Raw genomic sequence first — 21,610 nt, forward strand, 5'->3', positions numbered from 1 at the left:
ACCCCGCCCACCCTTCATTTAATCCCAAATTCCGCACTCAAAACCGTCCATTATCTTTTTGTAGACAACTCTTTACATCAATCTTGCAATTCGTTCTCGTCTTCTCCACCTGTTACAATTGAGCCTATGAAACGCGAATCCACCCCCCATAATTCCCCCCAATCCCCACAAGACGCGACCTCATTCGACCCCACACCCATCGAAGTCGAGGACCCCATCAATACCCAAATCCTCACCGTTTCCGAGGACAAAGTCCAAGGTTTCGAGCGATGTCCCATCTCCAAAATCGCTGAGATGACCGACCTCCCCACCGACCTCATCCTCACGCGCATCAAAGCCATGCTCGACGCAGGCGTCATCCGCCGTGTCCGTCAAACACTCATGGCCACCAACCTCGCACCCGGCGCGCTCATCGCTTGGAAAGTTCCCGCAGACAAAATCAACGACGCCTTCGAATACATGTTCGCCAACGACCCCTTCACCGGCCACGTCGTTCTCCGTTCCACCGACGGCGACACCCCCGGCTCAACCTACAAACTCTGGACCACACTCAAAGTTCCCAAGCCCTACTCAATGACCAAGCACTGCGATTACCTCGCATCAAAAACCGGCGCCCAAGACTACGTCCTCCTCCCCGCCAAAAACGTCTTCTCACTCGGCGTTGGCCACATGCGCCGTCGCCAACTCAAACCCGGCGATCGCTCCGAAACCCCCGGCCGCGTTCACAACGTCACCGTCACCGACCTTTCCGACCTTGAATGGAAAGTGCTCATGGCCCTCAAACGCGAGTTCACCTCCGCCGAACTTACACTCAACCTTTGGCAACCCCGCGCCCAAGAAATCGGTCTCTCACTCGATGAATTCTGCCACATCGCAGACGAGCTCAACAACCGCCGCGTCATCGGCCGATTCTCAACCTTCCTCGAGCACGTCAAAAAAACAAAGACCGGCAAAACCGTCTCACGTTACAACGCACTCTACCACTGGGCCGTTTCCCCCGGTCAAGAACTACAAGCAGGCATCGAAGTCGGCCGTCACCACTGCATGACCCACGCCTATTGGCGCGACGGCGGGCCAACCTTCGGCAACGTCAACATCATGGGTGTCTCTCACGGCAACGACAAAGACAACGTCCTCCAACACAAAGCCGCCATCGACGCACACCTCAAAGAAGCCGGCATCCCTGTCCTCTACACCAACATCTTCTGGGGCGGCCGATCCGAAATTAAACCCTCAGAAATCTCACCCATCGTCTACAAACAGTGGTGTGAAAAGTTCAACCTCACTCCCGCCGACATGCACGCCTAACCTATCCCGCCGCTGCACATCAACCACATCATTGCTCTACAAGCCCCGCACCGCCGGTGCGGGGTGTCACCCCAACCAAACATTATTTCAACAAACCCTCAAGCCCACGGGTTCCACCCGTGAGGTCTTTATGCAAAGCATCACGAACCTATCACCTGCGTCTTCATTCTAAAATCCCCATCCTCATCCCCCCAATATAAAAGCTGCACCAATCAAAGTCGGCGCAGCTCTCTAAATGATTAAACTAAAAATCTCACGCACGCTTACGTCTAATTAGCGCTAAGCCACCTAAGCCGATCAGCACCATCGAGCTCGGCTCCGGCACGATCTGTAAACTTTTCAAAAGCATCTCAATATCACCATTCGGTAACATCAAGCCAGTACCATAAAACTGGAAATACGGCGTGTGATAGATGCTGTCACGCTCAGCCTCATCCGCAAACGTCAACAGTTTTCCATCGATTAGTGAGTTAGGATTCGGTGTCCCAAGATTAAAAATGTTCCCATGATTAGCGTGTGTACTATTCGTCCTGAGTTCCAGCGTAAATCCTTCACTGTTAATATCAGATTCAAAAGTAATATAGTTCCATCCACCGTTTTCTCCCGGCAATCGATCCCACAACTCAAGCTCCACATCACTGTTCAATGCAATCACCGAATCGCCGTCCGCCTTCGTGAATGTGACATGATTGAACGTTATACCCGAATAGAATGTATCGGAGCCATCCTGCAAAATCCCATTTGATTCCAATTGTAGATTATCAGAAATAGTGAAAATCACTTCGCCGCCAGTGATCGCTCCATAATCAAAACCATCCGATGCGTCGTAATCATCCACATCATCGATCTCGCCAAACGTCGCGCGATAAACCGTCGCATCCGCCGATGTTCCTATGCCAAACCCACACGCCAATAACGCACACATAGCAAGCTGTTTGTGTAACATGCTGTCTCCTCGTAAATCAACAATAGATATGTCTTTTCCCTCTACATCTCCTACGTACAGGGTCGATCATTCCCGAGTAACTCACTCTTTCAATAGCTTGAAATGATCGCTGATCTGGCTAAGTATGGCATAAATTAGAACTAAATCAATGGCTATATGCGTCTGCATTCACTTCAAGCCAGAACCATATTTTTATTCCATAGCAAATCCCGTACCAAAACATACAACTTTCAAACTGTGCGCCAATTCACGAAATCACCCTTTAAAACAGGTACATTTCTCACACATTTCAATCAATATACAATGTGTTTCGCACCATTCTTTGCCCATTTCTCGCAATTTTAGATCTATTTGTGCTAAGGGAAACTCACCGAAAATCGAAATCGGCGCGCACAAGCTCGTCCGTCAATTTCACATTCTCCATCATATCTTTCGCTTTTCGCAACTCCCCATCTCAAAACAAACACAATTCATCTAATTCTTAAAAAACCAAATCAAAAAAAACCTCAAAATCTGCGCGCACAAATCCAACACCTAAACATTTTATGCGCACAAACCTAAATCCCAACCAATGAACCCAAACCATTCAACCCAAGCGGCTCTTTCGTAAAGAACGGCTCGGCATACGGCACACCAATCCGTGATCCCATATACGCATTCATACTCCGCAGCCAATCAACAATCGGCCGATTCTTCTCCGGAACCACAAACTGTGTGTGATACGCCTTAATCGCATCAATCTTCTTTTCCATCTGCTCCGTGATATCAACACAGAACGTCGGATTCGCAACCCACCGCAGATGTGTGCAGTAATAATAAATCATCCACCGCGGATAAATTGGTTCGCCCGGCAAATCAATCTTTGTCAGTTTCGCATCAAATCGCGCATCCTCCACAATCCGTGTCACCGCACGGTGATCCGGGTGCGCATCCTCCTCAAACGGCAAAAAGATAATCTCAGCTTGATGTTCGCGAATAATCCCAGCGACTGCATGCCGCGCGTCGAGGGTGTGCAATACCTCGCGGTTTTTTAAGCCCAATAGTTGCCGCGGCGCGCCCATAATTTTCGCAGCCAGCGTCCATTCTTTTTCACGTTCCTCAAGTGAACCATGCGGTGTTGGCTCGCCGTTGGTGATGTCGAGGATGAGAATATTGTGGCCTTGTTCGGCGAGCTTAATGATTGTGCCGCCCATACCGAGTTCCTGATCATCCGGGTGCGGGCCGACAACTAAGATATTTGCCATAAGTTTCACTCTCTAACGTGCTGTTTTGCATTTCATGCTGCAAAACAAATGTTTTATCAGTTGGGGATCGATCGCAGCGAATCATAAAGATGCTGAAGCGCATCGGTCATCGCCTGTGAGGAATACTGTTTGCGGACGAATTCTCTTCCCGCTTCAGTGAGTTTTTGTGTTTTTTCTTTATTTTCAATGGTATCCACGATCGCAGCGGCGAGCGCGTCATGATCGTGTGCGGTGACGAGGCGGCCGGTGTGCGCGTTGCAGATGGAGGGGATGCCGCCGACGTTATAAGCAACGATTGGGAGGCCGAGCAGGAGCGCTTCGACGAGGGTGCGCGATTGTCCTTCCTGATAAGAAGGGAGAACTTTCATGTCTGCGGCGGCGAGGGTTGCGGCGACTTGTTCATGCGGGATGTAGCCGGTGATGATGATTTTATCGGTGAGGTTTTGGGCTTTGATTTTTTGTTCGAGTTCTTTACGGTAAAAACCGTCGCCAATGAAGAGCAGGTACGTGTTGTCGCCGAGTTTTTGTTTGAGTGTGGGGTAGATGTCGAGCAGGTCGTTGTGCCCCTTGAGTGGGTCGAGTCTTGCGAGGTTGGCGATGACGACGGCGTCCTGGGGTATGTTCAATTTTTTGCGTGCGTCTAACTTTGCGTTAGGTGCGAGTTTAAATCGCGAGAGATCCACGCCAGAAGGGACAACAGAGAACTTGGATGCGGGCGCGATGTTTTTGTCAACGAAGGCTTGTACCATTTCGGGTGTGATGGCGATGATGTGGTGACAGCGTTTGGCTGCAAACTGTTCGAGGCCGACGTAGAGGTTGTGAACCCATTTGGGTTGATGATCGTGGAAGGGCAGGCCGTGCACGGTGTGGATGATGATGGGGCCAGGGTTGGGATTTGAGGAAGTTTTCTGTGAGTATTGAACTTTTGATGCGGCAGCGCGGCCGATGATGCCGGCTTTGGATGAGTGGGTGTGAACGATGTCGGGTTTTTCTTGTTTGATCAGTTTTTTAAGTGCGAGATAGCACTGCGCGTCTTTGAGCGGGTGAATGGATCGCACCATTGATGGGAGTTCGATGAGTTTTGCGCCGGATTGTTGGGCTTCTTTGAGGAGTGATCCTTCGGGCCCGTAGATTGGGCCGTAGACGAGGGTGACCTGATGGCCGGCGGCGACCTGCGCGCGACAACTCATGACGGTGTTTTGCTGAGCACCACCCTGAATGAGCCGCGTGATAATGTGCATGATCTTCATTGATCCCCCCCCTGTTCGTCAGATGTATCTGTCATATCCGGTAATGACGTATCATGATCCTCCCCCTGTGCGCCAGATATATTTTTCACATCCGTCACTTTCGCATCGCGCGATGTGGGTGGTGTAGAGGGCATTTTGTTTGCATCTAATGATGAGTTAGGTGATGGGTCGTCGTATGAGATCCATTCGAGGGTTAGGCCGGAGGGGGGGAGGGTTGGGCCAGCGAGTTGGCGGTCGGTGGTTTGGATGATCTCGTCGATGCGTGAGGGGGTGAAGTGGCTGCGGCCGACTTCGAGGAGGGTGCCGGCGATGATGCGGATCTGGTTCCAGAGGAAGCCGTTGCCGGTGACGACGATGTCGGTGAAGTCGGCGTTTTGTTCGATGTTGCAGGTGTAGATGGTGCGGACGGTTGATTCGCGGCCGTGACCTGCGGTGGCGAAGCCTTCGAAGTCGTGTGTGCCGACGAGACGATTGGCGGCGTCTTGCATGAGGGTGGTGTCGAGTTGATAACGTGTGTGGTAGACGAGGTTGCGGAAGCCGAGGGGTCGGTGATTGGAGATGAAGAAGCGGTAGCGGTATTGCTTGTTTTTGGCACCGAGGATGGATTGGAAATCAGGTGAGGTGACTTCGGCGTGGCGGATGTCGATGTCAGGGGGGAGGCAGCCGTTGACGGCGTGGGCGAGGTTTTCGACGGGGATGCGTGTGGCGGCGTCGAAGTGAGCGACTTGTCCGAGTGCGTGCACGCCGGAGTCTGTGCGGGATGCGCCGGTGAGGGTGATGGGTTGTTTGAGTTTACGGATGAGTGCTTGTTCGAGGACGCCTTGAACGGTGCGTAGGGGTTCTTGGTCGGGTGGTTCTTGTTTTTGCCAACCGAAGAAGTCGGAGCCGTCGTAGGCGACGGTGAGTTTGTATCGCAGGCGTTCGGGTTCAGGTTTTGGGTTGTCGGGGGAGGATTCGGGCATTGGGGTATTTTAGTGGTATTTGCGGAAGAGTGCAGGGGGAAAGAGGAAGGGATATAGGATTGCGGGTTTTTGAATGAAGACACAGGTGATGGGTCTGAGATGATGGAGCCGGGGCAGTCAAAGACCCCACGGGTGGTGAGGGGTGTTGGTTGGGGGAGACGTAGGTGAGAGGGGGAGATTTTATAGGCGATTGATTGGTGGGTTGTAAGACACCCCACGACCGGCGGTCGTGGGCTTGAGAATACTGCGGCATTTTCGTGTGGTTGGGAGGAAAAGATTTGCGCGCAGGGTCAAGGGTGGGTTTGGAAGAAGGATATGACGTATCAGGGGGGAAGGGGGAGGGGGGGTTAGCGATAGATGATGTCGGGGGTGATTTGGCCGGTGGGGGTCTGATGCCAAATGAGCATGGGTTCGGGTGTGAGCCCTTTGGCGAGGATGCGCGGGGGCATGTTGTCGCGCGGCGAGGCGAGGAGGATGAAGTCGGCGGGGAGGCCGTTGCGTTTGAAGGTGTAGAGTCGGGGGTCGTTGGCGGTGATGGTTTGTGTGGTGTTGTTGGAAGTCCATGAGACTTCGATGCCGAAGCGTCGCATGAGGTGTTGGAGTTTGTCGATGTTGCGGGGGATGGTGATGTTTTGAGATTGGAAGTGGCGGAGTGCGACGGAGAGGTATTGCATGCGTTCGGCGGCTTCGGAGACGGGGTCGTTGCGCATGGTGAGCGCGAAGCGTTGCCATTGGCGTTGGAGGTGGCCGCGATCGGAGCTGAAGATTTCTTCGAATGAATCTTTTGGGTTGTCGCCTGAGTTGAGTGCGGCGAGGTATTTGTTGACGTTAGAGGCGTTGCGGCCGTCATCGTGATGGATGAGGAAATAGACCATTGACCAGGCTTGAGCGTAGAGTCGTGAGGCTTGATCGGGGTCGGAGCTGAGGATTTTTGACCAGTCGTCGTGTGACATGTCCATGATGGCGGGGAAGGGGAGGAAATGGTTTGATCTAACCATGAGTTTGACGAGTTTGGTGCGGTTGATATCGGCGAGTCCGGTGCGGAGTGTTCCGTCGGTGATGACGGCGTCTTCGAAGTATTGTGCGAGTCCTTCGTTCATCCAGACGGGGAGGTTATTGCCGATGTAGTTCCATGTGAATTGATGGAAGCCTTCGTGCTGGAGGACGGCTTTGACGTCGCGCATGGGTTTGTCGCCGATCCAGAGTGCGAGGCATTTGAGGTTTTGTTTGTAGACGAACATGCCGCCGGAGTTGTGGGCGTGGATGTTGTATTTTGCGAGGAATCGGATGTAATCGGATTCGCTATCGAATAGATAGATAGGCATGGGGCGGTGCTGAGAGGCGATGAGGCCTTTAAAGCGTTTTTCGTATTGTTCGAACATTTGGTCGACATGTCGGCCGATGGGGATGACGCGATCTTGTGGGAGTTCGGTGTGGATGATGTAGTGGTCGGTGCGATAGCGTTTTGCGTTTTCGCTGAGGATGGGCGTTGTGGTGTTGAGTTTGAGTGAGGCGCTGCGAGAGAAGTTGTTATTGGGAAGGGCGGAGGCTCGGCCGACGGCGAAGTAGATGATTGTGGCGAGTAGGAAAGCAATGCAAAAAGTGAGCAGCAAGAGCTGCTTGAAAAGATGAAATACTACCCCTCGCAGTGTGAATTTGAACATCTATGATAATGTTCGGATGGATGGCGGAGGCGGATGATGGAGAGGTTGATTTGGGGGTGAAGAAGGTGGTGGGATTGTGCGGGATGTGTGGGTGTTAGTGATTAGTGCTGGTGCGAGAATTGATGCGGATGAAGGGTAGAGGGGGCAGAGTTAATGCAGGCGATTGATTGATGGGTTGTAAAACAACCCACGACCGGCGGTCGTGGGCTTGATATTTACGTGCAGGGCCAAGGGCAGATTGAAAAAATAAGTGTGACGAAACAGGGGGGGTTATTTGCCGGCGTAGTCGATGAGGCGGGCGACTTCGCTGCGGAGTTCTTTGCGATGGACGACGCGGTCGAGGAAGCCTTTTTGTAGGAGGAATTCAGCGCGTTGGAAGCCATCAGGGAGTTCTTGTCGGACGGTGTTGGCGATGACGCGGGGGCCAGCGAAACCGATAAGGGCTTTGGGTTCGGCGATGATGACGTCGCCGAGCATGGCGTAGGAGGCGGTGACGCCGCCGGTGGTGGGGTCGGTGAGGATGGAGATGAAGAGGCCGCCGAGGTCATCGAAGCGTGCGAGCGCTGCGGAGGTTTTGGCCATTTGTGAGAGTGAGAGTGAGGACTCTTGCATGCGTGCGCCGCCTGAAGCGGAGACGAGAATGAAGGGGCGATCGGTTTCGGTGGCGAGCTCGATGCAGCGTGTGATTTTTTCGCCGACGACGGAGCCCATGGAGGCCATCATGAAGCGTGTGTCCATGACGGCGATGACGACGCCGCGGCCTTTGACGAAGCCCTTGCCACAGATGAGGGCGTCTTTGTGGCCGGTTTTGGTTTGTTCTTTTTCGATGCGTTCGGCGTAAGGGATACGGTCAACGAAGTCGAGTGCGTCGACGGGGCCGATGTCTTCCCAGAGGGGTTCGAAGGATGAGGGATCAAGGATTTGCTCGATGCGCTGGTCGGCGCCGACGCGGTAATGGTGGTCGCACTCGGGGCAGACTTCGAGGTTTTCGGTGACCTGTTTTTGGTAGCACATGGCTTCGCACTTTGGGCATCGCATCCAGAGTCCTTCGGGGACATCGCTTTGCTTGAGGTCTTGCCAGGTGCGCGCACCGTTTGAGGTGGGCGGATTGTTGTTGGTATCCGAATCGGTTTTTGTTTGCTGCTCAGCCAAAGTCAATGATCTCCTCTTTGCTGCGGCAGAGATGTTATTGAGCAGTGCTTTTGATCGTGGGAAAGTGTTATATAAAACACAGATTATTCTTTTGATCAAGAAAGCAGTTGCTTGAATGGTTCATCGCGTTAACAATGATTATAACCAGATAAACCATGCTGCGAGAAATGCGATGCGAATTGTGAGATTTATTGATGCTGAGGGTGTTGTGAGATTGGGTGCGGAACAAGGGAATGGGACGGCGATGATTTTGGGGGGAGATTTGATGAAGGGGGTTGGTGGTATGGGTGAGACAGGTGAGTCGGCTGTGATTACGAGGCGGTTGGCTCCGATTATGCCGTGCAATATTTATTGTATAGGTCGGAATTATGCGGAGCATGCGAAGGAAGGTGGGGCAGAGATACCGGAGACGCCGGTGATCTTTATGAAGCCGACGACGGCGGTGACGAATCCGGAGAGTCCGGTGGTCATACCGGCTTGTTCGTCGGAAAAGGGGGAGGTGGATTTTGAGGCGGAGCTGGCGGTGGTGATTGGGAAATTGGGGAGAAATATATCTGAGGCTGATGCGATGGATTATGTGTTGGGGTACACGATTGGGAATGATATTTCGGCGAGGAAGTTTCAGAAGCAAGGGGGCGGCGGGCAATGGATCAGGGGGAAATCGTTTGATACGTTCTGCCCGCTTGGGCCGGCGATTGTGACGAAGGATGAGATTGTTGATCCGCAGGAGTTGGGGATTAAGTTAACGTTGAATGGTGAGGTGATGCAGGAGGATGTGACGGGGAACATGATTTTTCCTGTGGCAGAATTGATTGCCTATATTTCGAGGGACACGACGTTGTTGCCGGGGACGGTGATTATGACGGGGACGCCGAGCGGGGTTGGGTTTGCGCGGAAGCCTGCGGTGTGGTTGAAGTCGGGTGATGAGATGGTTGTGGAGATTGAGGGGATAGGTGAGTTGCGTAACACGGTCGAGTCGGCGTGAGGTTAGAATAGTGTGATGGAATTATTTATATCAGAGCCGATTGAACCGCGGGAGGGATCGTTTGATGCGCGTATGATTGCGCGGGGTGAGCCGGGGATGCCGACGCATTTTACGTGGCGGGGCGATGAGTACCGGGTGGATGAGATATTGGAGACGTGGAAACAATCGGGGGCGGAAGGTTTTTCGGGTGAGATGTATTTGAGACGGCATTACTTCAAGGTGCTGACAACGTCGAAGGATGTGATGACGGTTTATTGTGAGCGTCAGCAGAAGAGGAAGAATGCGAAGCAGCGTTGGTTTTTGTATACGATGGAAAAGCCGGTCTAGAGCATTTTGCGTAAATGCCCGCTTGTTGACTAGAAGGTCGTTTAAGATTAACTGAGGTATTGTGAGTAATTTTGCTGTTTACACACTTTGACAAGACCTGTGAATAGTTACGCAAATTGATCTAATATGGTGATAGATTGGTTTTTAATCTGCTTTGTTGATGAGGTATGAAGTGTGGGGTTGTGGTTTATATGATTGCGTTAACGTGGGGGGAAAAATGGGGTATGATTCTGATATGGCAGAACAAGTTGAGAAAGAAATTGATGTGATTGTGGCGGGGTCGTGTGTGGCGGATTTGGTGTGCAGGCCCGTGCCGCATGACATACCGATTGGTGAGAAGGTGCTGCATGAGATTGAGCCGATTCAGATGATACCGGGTGGGATTACGGCGAATGCGGGGATTACGCTGGCGCGGTTGGGATGTAAGACGTCGGTGTTTACATATGTTGGGGCGGATCATTTTGGGCGGATGATGCGGGTGATATTTGAGGAACGTGGTGTGGATGTGTCGGCGATGTATACGCATCCAGAGGCGCCGACATCGACGACAGCGGTGTTGATTTCGGATGACGGAGAGCGATCGTTCCTTCATGCGAAGGGTGCGCCGAAATTGATGGACTTGCGTGCGTACTACAAGAATATGGAGCAATTAGAGTCTGCGAAGTACTTTTTGTGGGCTTATTATGGGCTTAATCCGCAGATTGAGGGATGCTTGCCGAAGCTGTTGGAGGAGTTGCGGATGCGGGGGACGAAGACGGCGATTGATGCGGCGGGCGATGGTGGGGGGATGAAGCCGTTGGAGGAGATGTTGCCGCATTTGGATGTGTATGTGCCGTCGTATCATGAGGCGAAGAATCAGACGGGGAAGAAGGATGTCGAGAAGATTTTGAAGGTGTATCGTGATTGTGGTGCGCCGGGGATTTTAGGGGTGAAGCTTGGTAAGGAAGGTGCGGTGTTGTCAGGAGCTGATGGTGAGTTGATTGAGATTGATGCGGTTGATGCGCCGGGCGAAGTGGTGGATACGACAGGCGCGGGGGATTGCTTTTATGCGGGTTTGCTGACGGGGCTAGTGGATGGGTATACGCTTGAAGGTGCGGGGCGCTTGGCGGCGGCGGCGGGCGCGTGTGCGGTGACGGCGCTTGGAGGTTGGTGCGGGACGAGGGCGCGGGCGTACACGAATCAGTTGGCGGGGTTTGTTGATGTGTGAATGAGGGGAGATGGTCGGGTGGTGATGAAGAAAGAACATGATGGGTGCAAGGTGATTTTAATATGAATATTTTGGAGCTTATGTTCCATACACCCCATGACCGGCGGTCATGGGCTTGAGGTTGATTGGGTAGATGTCCAAGTAAAAAACCACGATGAAAGCATCGTGGTTTTTAAGTGGTGTCGTTGCGAGACTAATGGTTGATTAGTCGAGGTCTGAGGGGTCGTAAGTCCAGAGGTTGGAGGACTTGTCGTATTCGAGTGTGCCTTCGGGGAACCAGAGTGCGAGTTCGCGGTTTGCGGATTCGATGCTGTCGGAGCCGTGGATCATGTTGAAGCCACCGGAGAGGCCGAAGTCGCCGCGGATGGTTCCGGGATCTGCTTTGCGGCCGTTGGTTGCGCCGATGAGTGTACGGGAGACGGTGACGGCGTCGACGCCGCGGATGGCGAATGCCATAATGGGGCTGGATGTAATGAACTTGATGAGGCCGGGGTAGAAGGGTTTGCCTTCGTGTTCGGCGTAGTGTTTGCCTGCGAGGTCTTCGTCTACACGGAGCATTTTAGCGCCGACGACTTGAAGGCCTTTGCGTTCGAAGCGGTTAAGGATTTCGCCGACGAGGCCGCGTTGTACGCCGTCTGGTTTAACGAAGATGAAGGTTGTTTCCATGTTCCAGATTCTCCGAGTTTGAATCGTCGATTTCAGCATTCGCGGACATTGGCGAAGCAGAAATGTAATGCTCACTGACAAAATGGGGATGGCTGGATTTTGGGATCAATGCTCCGGCCAAGTCCCTGAAGATGTGTGTTATCACTGATGTGGCGAAAATAATCAAATCGGCATGGGTACGGGATAGCCCGATCATGGATAACGTGGGAGCAAGTAGCAGGGGTTAAGGGGATAAGCACCTCTTGTTAGGGGTGTAAGAATGAAAAATAAGGGGAACCGCGAGCAGAAATCCGATTTATCACGAATATGATTTAGTGAAACCCTTGGGCGAAATACATCTGGAATGTCCCAGAGGTATTTGTCGAGGTTTTTTGAGATACGGGAAAGACGTGAGAGCGTTTGAGTCGTGTCTTGATTGGCAACTGAATGTTCGAGATAAGTGATACGGTTGCGGATCAGGGTGTGGTTGATGCGATCATGGGTTGGGCATGGGATGATGTGTTGCGGTGCAATGAGTTTCATTTCAATTTGATACTTGAAGCCTGACACAACTTGTATGGATGAATGGGGAGGTTGGTTGAGCGTAGGTGGTGAAGGTTGTTGCGTACGCGATGAAAGCGTTACGGTGCGGCTTGCTGTTTGAGTTTGCGTGAGTGCGCGACTCGGAATGTATGCGGCATCCGGTAAAAACATAACCAAGAATGGAGAAATAACATGCGAAAAGTACTGCATGCGATGGATGTGACGGGGCATGATGTTGATAAGGGAGATACGGTGACGACGCTGAACGGTCAGATGACGGCTCGTGTTTGTGATATCGCGATTGATGATGAGGTATTGGATGAGGAAGTTCAGTTTGTTTGTTTGCGACCTATTCATCAGCCTTATGCGAGAGGTATTTGGTATTCATCGGATCAGGTGATGTGGGTTTCCAAGGGCAGGCGCAGAAAACCTGCGAATAAGGAAGAAGAAAAGGTGGCGGTTCCTGTCGGTGTTGAATCATGATGGATGATTAGGCATTTGGTGTTTGAATATGCTAAATGCTGATTATGAACGGATGCGAAGAAGGTGGACTCGTTGTGCGGAAGTGCAGCGAGTTTTTTTTGTTGGGGTGTTGTGGTGTGAATATGGGTTAGCTGTGTGTTGCGTGTGGAATGAGCGTGATTTGTGGTTAAAAAAAGGTGGGTGAGGGAAATCGATGAGTCGTGTTAATTTGGGTAAGGCAAAACTGAGGAACATTGATTTTGGGGCGATGAGTGAGGGTGAAGAGGTGTGTTGAGTGGCTGTTGGCCTGTTTATCGGGTGGTCACGTAGAGGTGAATATGCACGAGATTTTTTTGTGTCGATGGTGGCTGTGGGGTAGGATGAATGCTCATAGAGAGCGCGGTCATGGAGGGCCCGATTCCAGGTAATACGAATGTAGCTCACGGTTGGGCTGTGTATTACGGACGAATTGGAGAGACGCAATTGAATCGCGAAAAAGAGCGACGTGAAAATGTACGTGCGCACGAAGGTGTCGTGTCGCCGTTGTTGGTGATTGGCTTGGTGTTTGCGAGCTTGTCATTGCTGGCTGTTTGTGTGTACAAGGTGCGTGGTGCGGTGCAGGGAGAGGGAAGTGGCGTGGGAACGGTGAGTTTGATGGCAGTCGTCCCGGAGCAGGAAGAAACGCATGTCCTCGAGTACTACATGCCGGAAGCGTTTGGCGAGGTAGTCTCTAATGAGGCGATAGACGAAGTTGAGGTTGATGCAGAGCCAGAGCTGCAACTGATCGAATCGTGGGATGAGGAATATCTCATGTTTGATGGCAAGATGATGCGGAAGAAAGGCACCCTTCGCATGAAGGTGACCGCTTATAGCCCGGACTATCGGTCTTGTGGTAAGTGGGCGGATGGTATTACAGCTTCAGGCAAGAGCGTTGAGACCAATGGTGGTAATCTGGTGGCTGCGGATACACGGCTGCTTCCATTTGGAACTGTGTTGACGATTCCCGGCTATAACCAAGGACATCCGGTACAGGTGCTTGATCGTGGTGGCAAGATCAAAGAGAACCGGTTGGATGTACTTTACCCAACACATGAAATTGCATTGAAGTGGGGTGTGCAGAATCTTGAGGTTGAGGTTTGGGAATCTGCAGAATAAACATATTCGGCTTATCGATAATCGGGTAAAATGATTGAAGCGGAGTCTCGAAGCTCCGCTTTTTATTTTGTTCGTATTCGATGAGGTATTGAGGATGAGCTTGTTGATACTAGGGCAAGAGGTTGTGGAGGTGGAATGGTTTGGTGTGGGCGTGATGGCGGTGTTTTTATGCGTGTCGATAACGCTGGCGGTTGTGGCGATTGTATTGAGATTTATGGATGCGGTAAGGCGATGGAAGATGGGGTTGTGGGTTAGTGGTGTGATCTTGTTTTTGAACTGGCCACAGATGTGGTTGATGATATCGGGCATGGCGGAAGTGGTTGAGTATCCGGTTTTGATTGTAGGCATTGGCTTAATGATCTGTTTCGTGGTGTCGGCTTGGTTGTTGGCATGGCGGCTGTTTGTGTATGGGGCAGGAGCGGCAAGCTGGTTGCGTGTCCATGAGGGTGGGTATGTGTTGTTGGATCAAAGAATGCTAGGTGGACGTGGAAGAGATAAAGCGTGGCGGCGTGTGTTTGCGGGGTTTGGGATTGGTGTGTTGATGTGCGCGGTGACGATCGTTGCTTTTGCCATGATGGGTGTTGAGATGGGGGATGTATTGCGGCAGATGGTTGAACAGGATACAGATCGCAGTACACAGGTCACAGGTGGTTTGGAGGTCGTTATCGGTGTGCTGTCGTTTATCACGGTGGCGGCTATTGGTGAGGAGTTGATGTTTCGAGGATTGTTGTTGCCTTGGTTGGCGGAGTTGTTTGGGTGGAAGCCTGGGAAGGAAACGGGTTTTTGGGTATCGGTATTGCTGGTTTCATTTTTGTGGGCTGTGATTCATTGGCCGAATACGAATATGCCTGCGGTTAAATTAACGCAGATTTTTCTGGTGAGTTTGGTGTTTTGCTGGATGGCGAGGAAATGGGGAGTTGAGAGCGCGATTGCGGGGCATTTGGGGCTAAACTGGCCGACCATTTTGTTTGTTAGCTAGTGGATTAATGAGGAGTTGTTGTGTCTTTGGCTGCGAGTTTTTGGAAGTATGATTTTAAGGTGTGTGTTCCGGTGGCGGGAGCGATCATGTTCTGGGTGAGAACGGTGAGAAAGAACTCGATTGGGCCGTGTGTTTTGGTGGAAGTGAATGTTTGCATGAGAAACCGTAGCGATTTTGCGACAAATATTGGGATGTGACGCGTGTGGGCGGGTTTGTTGAGAGCGGCAAAGGCTGCGTTTGTAATCTCGTTTTGGGTCAGAATTTCTGGCCCGCCGATAGGCAGCTCTTTCGAGATGGAATTGATATTGTCGACGATGTAATTGGCGAGGTCTAATCCATGGATAGGGTTGTACTGAAGTGTACCATCGCCGAACGCATAGGCGGTGCCGGATTTGGCCATATTAAAGAACTCAGTCATATCTGAAAAGAAGCCATTTGGATAGATGATTTGGTACTGGAGTCCGGATTTTTTAAGCACGTTCTCAAATTTGAGTTTTGCTTTTACCATTTTCAAATTTTGTAATTGATGTGCGTTTAATACAGAGACGTATATGAATTTTGTTGTGGTTGGTGATGTTTGAGCTTCATTCAGGAGATGGAGATTAGCTTTGTAATCGACATCGTTGTAAGTGAGCCCATCTTTTTGGCGCGTAATGCCTAGTGAAGAGATGGCGATGTCGATGTTATCACAGATGCCTTTGATTGAGGTCGCATTAGTTGCTTGGCCGACATGTGAGCTGTCGATGTAGTTTTGCAGCGACTGGAGTTTTTCTGTTGATCTAGCGAGTGCGCGGACGTTGTGGCCACGTTGATGAAGTGTTTGGACGAGATAACGCCCGAGGTATCCAGTTGCACCGGCAACAAGTATGTTTGGCATGGATACCCCTTCGTGTGATGGCTGATTATTCGTTGATTTGCCCAGGCTCGATGTAGAGGCGTTCGATGAGCGTTTCGATTTGTTGTCTGATTTCTTGCTCGTTAAGTTGGAGTCGTTGTGAGATGATGAGTGAGGCTAGGCCGTGCATCGCAACCCAGCAGTCGCGTGTGGTGCGTTCAACATACGGTTGCATGTCTTCTTCTTTGATACCGAGTTCGCTGTAATACTCGTGGACGTCGTGACGCCAACGTTCAAAGTGAGATTGAATGTTGGCGAGTTCATGTTGATCGAGGGGGTGGGTAAACATGAGGGTGTAAAGGTTGGGGTAGTGGACGGCGAACTCGACATAGTTGGTACAGCCTTCGACCCAGCTTTCATGATTGTTCATTTTGGGATGCTCATCGCAATCGCAATGAGAATCCATGATTTCAAAGCCTCGATCGAGAATGGCAGTGCGTAAGCCCTGCTGCCCGTCGACGTAGGTGTACAACGTCATCGCGCCGACACCGATCTGAGACGCGACACGTCGAATGGTGACGTGGCTGATGTCTTTTTCGTTGAGAATGCTGATCGCAACGTCCACGATGATCTCGCGGCGCTGTTCAGGTGTGGCGCTATCCCAATCGGCTTTGGGGTCGTTTATGCGTGTTTGGGTATTTTGTGACTCTGATGACATAATTATTGTTAAAAATGATTTGATTCAGGGGGTCGCGTTTGACCGACGTACGATGGTGTCGTACAGTGTACCAAAGGATATCGTACAGTGTACGGTAGTCAACGCGTCATCGCAAGAAAATTGCCCAGGCAAAGGTATGATAAGGAAAAAATGAAGATGGGCCACTCAACGAACAAGGTGTTCTGGATTTCAATCCTCGCAGCAGGGGGCGGTTTGGTACTTGGTGCACTGTTTACGTCAACGGTTTTCACGTATGTGATCCGAGCGCAAGCAATGAAGGAAATTGAAAAAGTCAAAGAGCAGATTAGAGCAGGTGCCTCGCAGGGTGCTCCACCAGCGTCTGTACGCGTGGATTATGCTGCCTATGAGTCTGTTCAGAATCGATTTGACGTCGTCGGTCGCTTGCAGGAATTGCAGATGTCTGAGATCGCATCAGAGGTCGAAGGCAAAGTGTTGCGGGTTCCTGTCGAAGAAGGTGATCGTGTCGTAGGCGGCGAGACGGTGGTCGCGGAAATTGATGGCACATGGGCAGAACTTGCACTCAAGCAAGCTCAGGCTGATGTTGCTGCACGCAAAGCAACACTGGTCAAGAGTGAGGGTGATCTGAAGTTGCTTGAGCAATTGGCTCGTGCGAATAGTGCAAAGCCGAAAGAAGTGACTGATATGCGAGCACAGGTTGAATCTGAGCGCGCCAACTTGGAGGCTGCTGTTGCTGTTGTCGAAAAAGCACGTGAACAGATTGACCGTTTGAAGATTACGGCTCCGTTTGACGGGGTGGTCGTTAACCAGATGACCGAGGAAGGCCAATGGGTCAGCCCCGGGGGTTCGATTGCGGAGATCATTAGTGATGGCCAGATTGACGCGATTGTCAATGTGCCGGAGCGTTTCATCAACATGATTTCAATCGATGACAAAGTTGCTGTTGTTATCGATGCGATTGGTCAAAAATTCGAAGGTGATGTTGTTTCAATTACACCTATGGGTAGCAACTCATCGCGTACTTTCCCGGTGAAGGTCAGGCTTAATGACGTGAATGGTCGTTTGCTTCCAGGTATGAGTGTGACAGCACGTTTGCCGATTGGCACACAGAGTGACGAAGTGATTGTGCCACGAGATGCGCTTCTGTTTACGGCCAAAGGTCCGGTTGTTTGGGTTGCTGTTCCACCTGAAGATGGGCAAGGCATGCCAATCGCTATGTCCGTTCCGGTGCGTGAACTTTTCGGTCAAAACGGCAAGGTCGTCGTTGAACCAACCAATCCCGCGACGGCTGATCTCCTTGCAGATGGCACGCAGGTTGTGGTGATGGGCGCAGAGCAGATTCTTTTCCCAGGCCAATCGTTGGCAATCGACAATGCTCCGATCGCAGAGCAACCTAAAGATAATGGCTCTAGCTTACCTGAGCCTGCTACGAGTGAGCCGGCCAAGACTGAGGCAAAAATTGATAGCTAATTAACGCTTAGGTTATGGGTTTTGGATGAACACAACTTCACCCTGCATGCAGGGTGAGTTAAAGATAAGAATATTCGCGAGATTAACATGGATTTTATTGGTTTTGCAATCAAAAACCCCGTTAAGGTTGCAGTCGGCGTTTTGCTGATTCTACTTTTCGGCGTCCTTTCGTTGTTGTCGATTCCGATTCAGCTTACGCCAGACGTGGATACCCCGCAGATCACGGTGACAACCTCATGGGTTGGGCGTAGCCCTGAAGAGATCGAGAAAGAGATTATCGATCGTCAGGAAGATAAGCTTAAAGGCGTTTCCAATCTGCGGAAAATGAAAGCCTTGGCTCAGACCGGCACCTCTCAGGTTACACTTGAGTTTTATGTCGGCACGAACATCGACGTGGCTCGTAATGAAGTGTCTGACAAGTTGCGTGAGGTTCCTGATTACCCGGATGGTGTTGATGAGCCTGTGATCAGCTCGACAGAGCAGGGCGGCCAGGACGCGATTGCCTGGATCGTGTTGACGAGTGAGGATCCTAACTTTGATGTTGAGGGTTTTTATGACACGGTTGATGATCGTGTGAAGCCGTTGATTGAGCGTGTCGAAGGTGTTGACGAGCTACAGATCTATGGCGGCCGCGAGCGTGAAGTGCACGTTGAAATCAACCCCATCCTGATGGCTCAACGCGGCGTTACTTTTAATAGTCTAATTAACGCATTGCGTGGCGAGAACGTCAATGTGTCTGCGGGCGATTTCAATGAAGGTCGCCTCGATGTTCGTATCCGTACGATTGGTCAATACGAGACACTTGAAAATATCCGTGAAACCATTGTTTCAACGGATGCTTCTGGTCCTGTTCGTGTTAAAGATATCGGTGATGCGAAGTTGTCTCTCGATAAACGTCGTGCATTCGTTCACCAGCGTGGCATGAACGCGCTCGCTATGGCAGTCAATAAACAAAGTGGCGCCAATGTTGTGCAGGTTCAGAATCGGCTGGACAACGTGATTAAGGACATCAACGAAAATGTTCTGCCCACACTTGCTAAAGGTACCTCGCTTAAACAGGTTTATAATCAAACCATCTATATCAATGACGCTGTGCAGATGGTTCAGACAAACCTTGTAATCGGTGCGATTTTGGCTGGCGTGGTTTTACTTGTTTTCTTGCGAACAGTTCGCCCGACGATGATTGTCTTGCTTTCAATTCCGATCTCAGTGATTGGTACATTTGTTGTGATGACGATGCTTGGCCGCTCGATTAATGTTATTAGTTTGGCGGGTTTGGCGTTTGCTGTGGGTATGGTTGTTGACGCTGCGATTGTTGTTTTGGAAAACATCGACCGTCATCTCGGTATGGGTAAGAGTACGTTTGCTGCGGCCTATGACGGCACAGTCGAAGTTTGGGGTGCGATTCTTGCTTCTGTTCTGACGACCGTTGCGGTGTTCGTTCCGGTTATTTTTATGCAGGAAGAAGCAGGCCAGCTTTTCCGCGATATCTCCATTGCGATTTGTGCATCTGTTCTACTTTCACTGCTTGTATCAATTACGGTTATTCCTGTCGCGTCGGCGCGTATGTTGAAGATGAAGAAGGAGATTCACGAATCTGCCTTTATGCATCAGCTTCACACCTTGTTTGGTATCGCGAATATCGCTGCGAAATTTACGAAATGGTACAGCGACTCGCTTTATTGGGTTGTTGCAAAAATGCCTGCCCGGTTCATTATGCGTATCGTGATCGTTTCGTTGTTCACTCTGATCTCAGTCATCGGCGCGTATATGCTTATGCCGCCTAGCTCATACCTTCCCTCTGGTAACAACAACTTTGTCTTTGGTATCCTTCTGAACCCTCCCGGCTATAGCATTCCGTTCCAAGAGGAAATGGCTAAGGAAATTGAAGATTCTGTACGTCCATATTGGGAAGCGGAAACTTACGCAGATCTGGAAGGCCTTCCACCATTCCTTGATCCATTTACCGGCCAACCTGTTGAGAACATTCCGCCTGTCGAGAACTTTTTCGACGTTGCGTATCCAGGCGGTATGATCATGGGGGCTTCCTCGAAAGATAAAAACAACGTCATGCCTTTGGCGAATCTGATTACGGCTCGTATGTGGCAGATTCCCGGTTCCATGGGCTTTGGTTTCCAGATGCCCATCTTTGGTGACGCGACCAGCTCGTCCGATTCCATCGATGTGGAGATCATCTCTGATGACCTTGAAGACCTGAAGAAGGTCGGTGCTGCGATGGAGCAGGCGATGCGAGCAGAGTTTGGCAACTTTACGCCAATTCAGCCAGACCCGCGTAACTACAAACTTCCCGGTCCGGAGATGCAGCTTTCGATCAAACGTGTTCACGCTGCGGATATGGGTATTGATGTGAACAGTGTCGGCGTAGCCGTCCAGTCACTGATTGATGGTGCAGTTATCGGTGACTATCGTCTCGAAGGCGATACTGTTGACCTTAAGCTCATCCGTGCACCAGAAGTCGAGATTACTCTCGATCAGATTGGTGGCGTTCCTTTGGCTGTGCCAAGCTTCGAAAACCCAGGGCAAATGGATGTTGTACCACTTGCTTCAGTTGTGGATGTGAAGCGAACGCAAGCACCTCAGGAAATTAAACGTATTGAACGCCGACGTGCTGTGAGTCTTTCTGTGACAATGCCGCCTGGGCTTGCACTTGAAACTGCGATTCAAAAAGTCGATCAAATGCAGCAAGGTATCCTTGCACGCATGAAAGGCAACGGTGAAATTGGCAGCAATGTCATTGTTCAAATTGCGGGTTCTGCGGACAAGCTCTCAGCTGTCCGTACCTCGCTGCTCGGCGATTTCTCTGGCTCAATCAGCGACATCCTGATCAGTGTTATCTCATCGCGTATGTTCTTGGCTCTGCTTGTGACATACCTGCTGATGGCCGCACTATTTGAATCGTTCTTGTATCCTGCGGTCATCATGTTCTCTGTGCCGCTTGCAACCATCGGTGGTTTCATCGGCCTATTCATCGTACACAAGATTGACCCGACTCAGCAGCTTGACGTGCTGACCATGCTTGGCTTCGTCATCCTTATCGGTATCGTCGTCAACAACGCGATCCTGATTGTTCACCAGTCTCTTAATTTCATGAAGGGTATTGGTGAATCGACAGCTGACAAGGTGGAGCAGCTTGATCCATACAATGCGATCCGTGAATCTGTTCGTACACGAATGCGACCTATTTTCATGACAACCGCGACATCCGTATTTGGTATGCTCCCATTGGTTATTGCAGGGGGTGCTGGTTCGGAACTCTACAAAGGCCTCGGCTCGGTGGTTGTCGGCGGACTCGTCGTTGCGACACTCTTTACGCTCATTGTCGTCCCGATCCTCTTCAGTCTAATCGTTGATATGAAGGCATACTTCTACAAAGTATTTGGATGGCAGATGGCTGAAACAATGGATGCGGATAAGGCTGAGCATCTACTTGAGGCTTAATCTTATATAATGCTCCGGATTTTCTTAGCTTGATTTTTTTTGAGAATTTCCATCAGACTTTACATAATGTAATCAGAATGAAACCTGCCACGGAATAAAACTGTGGCAGGTTTTTTTATCACCCTCTTTTTAACGTCCGTCCGCTTTTCTTCACCACCTTTCCCCGTTTGACTAGGGAAGATGTGATGGTGCTTTTTTCGCAAATGAACGGACCGCCCAACCGATATAGGGAAAGCAGACCGGTTGGAATCTTTCACGCTCCTTGCGCGTTCTACTCACAGATTAGTAAACAGCATTCATGGCCTAACAAGAGTCGTTAC

Annotated in this window: 18 protein-coding genes; 9 read left to right on the forward strand and 9 right to left on the reverse strand. The window is 50.8% G+C overall.

The features are described 5' to 3' along the window. The first annotated feature begins 126 nt into the window (after positions 1–126). Positions 127–1,308: an Lrp/AsnC family transcriptional regulator gene (locus tag KS4_RS04805; protein ID WP_200761582.1), complete on the forward strand. Its 1,182-nt coding sequence runs from the start codon at positions 127–129 to the stop codon at positions 1,306–1,308. Positions 1,309–1,561: 253 nt separating this feature from the next. Here the strand turns inward: KS4_RS04805 and KS4_RS04810 are convergent, their stop codons facing one another. The 6 genes from KS4_RS04810 to accD form a co-directional block, all read right to left on the reverse strand. Then, entirely contained in the window at positions 1,562–2,254 is a 693-nt protein-coding gene (locus KS4_RS04810) for a PEP-CTERM sorting domain-containing protein (protein WP_145075380.1), read from the reverse strand. Between the two features lie 557 nt (positions 2,255–2,811). Beyond that, positions 2,812–3,498 (reverse strand): PIG-L family deacetylase, encoded by a 687-nt coding sequence (locus KS4_RS04815; RefSeq protein ID WP_145075383.1) that lies wholly within the window; start codon positions 3,496–3,498, stop codon positions 2,812–2,814. Positions 3,499–3,554: 56 nt separating this feature from the next. Beyond that, positions 3,555–4,748, reverse strand: a complete 1,194-nt coding sequence (locus KS4_RS04820; protein WP_145075386.1) for a glycosyltransferase family 4 protein — start codon at positions 4,746–4,748, stop codon at positions 3,555–3,557. Next, positions 4,745–5,710: a tRNA pseudouridine(38-40) synthase TruA gene (truA, locus tag KS4_RS04825; protein ID WP_145075389.1), complete on the reverse strand. Its 966-nt coding sequence runs from the start codon at positions 5,708–5,710 to the stop codon at positions 4,745–4,747. Before truA ends, KS4_RS04820 begins: the two co-directional genes overlap by 4 nt. Positions 5,711–6,057: 347 nt before the next feature. Continuing rightward, positions 6,058–7,374, reverse strand: coding sequence for a DUF1570 domain-containing protein (locus KS4_RS04830; protein ID WP_145075392.1), 1,317 nt, complete (start codon positions 7,372–7,374; stop codon positions 6,058–6,060). A gap of 270 nt (positions 7,375–7,644) precedes the next feature. Continuing rightward, positions 7,645–8,526: an acetyl-CoA carboxylase, carboxyltransferase subunit beta gene (gene accD, locus KS4_RS04835; protein WP_234698854.1), complete on the reverse strand. Its 882-nt coding sequence runs from the start codon at positions 8,524–8,526 to the stop codon at positions 7,645–7,647. 115 nt (positions 8,527–8,641) lie between these two features. On the opposite strand from accD, the gene KS4_RS04840 reads away from it, so the two are divergent. The 3 genes from KS4_RS04840 (at position 8,642) to KS4_RS04850 (ending at position 11,045) form a co-directional block, all read left to right on the forward strand. Further along, on the forward strand, positions 8,642–9,511 hold the full coding sequence (locus KS4_RS04840; protein ID WP_200761583.1) for a fumarylacetoacetate hydrolase family protein: 870 nt from the start codon (positions 8,642–8,644) through the stop codon (positions 9,509–9,511). Between the two features lie 15 nt (positions 9,512–9,526). Next, positions 9,527–9,838, forward strand: a complete 312-nt coding sequence (locus KS4_RS04845) for a DUF6504 family protein (RefSeq protein WP_145075395.1) — start codon at positions 9,527–9,529, stop codon at positions 9,836–9,838. Positions 9,839–10,073: 235 nt separating this feature from the next. Next, positions 10,074–11,045 carry a carbohydrate kinase family protein gene (locus KS4_RS04850; RefSeq protein ID WP_200761584.1) on the forward strand — a complete coding sequence of 324 codons (972 nt, stop codon included), beginning with the start codon at positions 10,074–10,076 and terminating at the stop codon, positions 11,043–11,045. Between the two features lie 204 nt (positions 11,046–11,249). Here KS4_RS04850 and ndk read toward each other — a convergent pair whose 3' ends face one another. Continuing rightward, a complete protein-coding gene (gene ndk, locus KS4_RS04855) occupies positions 11,250–11,711 on the reverse strand; it encodes a nucleoside-diphosphate kinase (protein ID WP_145075401.1) in 462 nt (153 codons plus the stop codon). 714 nt (positions 11,712–12,425) lie between these two features. On the opposite strand from ndk, the gene KS4_RS04860 reads away from it, so the two are divergent. The 3 genes from KS4_RS04860 (at position 12,426) to KS4_RS04870 (ending at position 14,829) form a co-directional block, all read left to right on the forward strand. Further along, positions 12,426–12,716: a hypothetical protein gene (locus KS4_RS04860; RefSeq protein ID WP_145075404.1), complete on the forward strand. Its 291-nt coding sequence runs from the start codon at positions 12,426–12,428 to the stop codon at positions 12,714–12,716. Positions 12,717–13,079: 363 nt separating this feature from the next. After that, positions 13,080–13,850 carry a 3D domain-containing protein gene (locus tag KS4_RS04865; RefSeq protein ID WP_145075407.1) on the forward strand — a complete coding sequence of 257 codons (771 nt, stop codon included), beginning with the start codon at positions 13,080–13,082 and terminating at the stop codon, positions 13,848–13,850. Between the two features lie 94 nt (positions 13,851–13,944). Further along, a complete protein-coding gene (locus KS4_RS04870) occupies positions 13,945–14,829 on the forward strand; it encodes a CPBP family intramembrane glutamic endopeptidase (protein WP_145075410.1) in 885 nt (294 codons plus the stop codon). A 4-nt stretch (positions 14,830–14,833) separates the two neighbouring features. Here the strand turns inward: KS4_RS04870 and KS4_RS04875 are convergent, their stop codons facing one another. Together KS4_RS04875 and KS4_RS04880 are read right to left on the reverse strand one after the other, a co-directional pair. After that, positions 14,834–15,706, reverse strand: a complete 873-nt coding sequence (locus KS4_RS04875; RefSeq protein WP_145075413.1) for an SDR family oxidoreductase — start codon at positions 15,704–15,706, stop codon at positions 14,834–14,836. A 25-nt stretch (positions 15,707–15,731) separates the two neighbouring features. Then, positions 15,732–16,382: a TetR/AcrR family transcriptional regulator gene (locus KS4_RS04880; RefSeq protein ID WP_145075418.1), complete on the reverse strand. Its 651-nt coding sequence runs from the start codon at positions 16,380–16,382 to the stop codon at positions 15,732–15,734. Between the two features lie 156 nt (positions 16,383–16,538). Between KS4_RS04880 and KS4_RS04885 the strand changes: the two genes are divergently transcribed. Beyond that, positions 16,539–17,831 (forward strand): efflux RND transporter periplasmic adaptor subunit, encoded by a 1,293-nt coding sequence (locus KS4_RS04885; protein ID WP_200761585.1) that lies wholly within the window; start codon positions 16,539–16,541, stop codon positions 17,829–17,831. Positions 17,832–17,918: 87 nt separating this feature from the next. Further along, positions 17,919–21,290 (forward strand): efflux RND transporter permease subunit, encoded by a 3,372-nt coding sequence (locus KS4_RS04890; protein ID WP_145075423.1) that lies wholly within the window; start codon positions 17,919–17,921, stop codon positions 21,288–21,290. Positions 21,291–21,610: the final 320 nt, after the last annotated feature.

Source organism: Poriferisphaera corsica, assembly GCF_007747445.1.
GTDB lineage: Bacteria > Planctomycetota > Phycisphaerae > Phycisphaerales > Phycisphaeraceae > Poriferisphaera > Poriferisphaera corsica.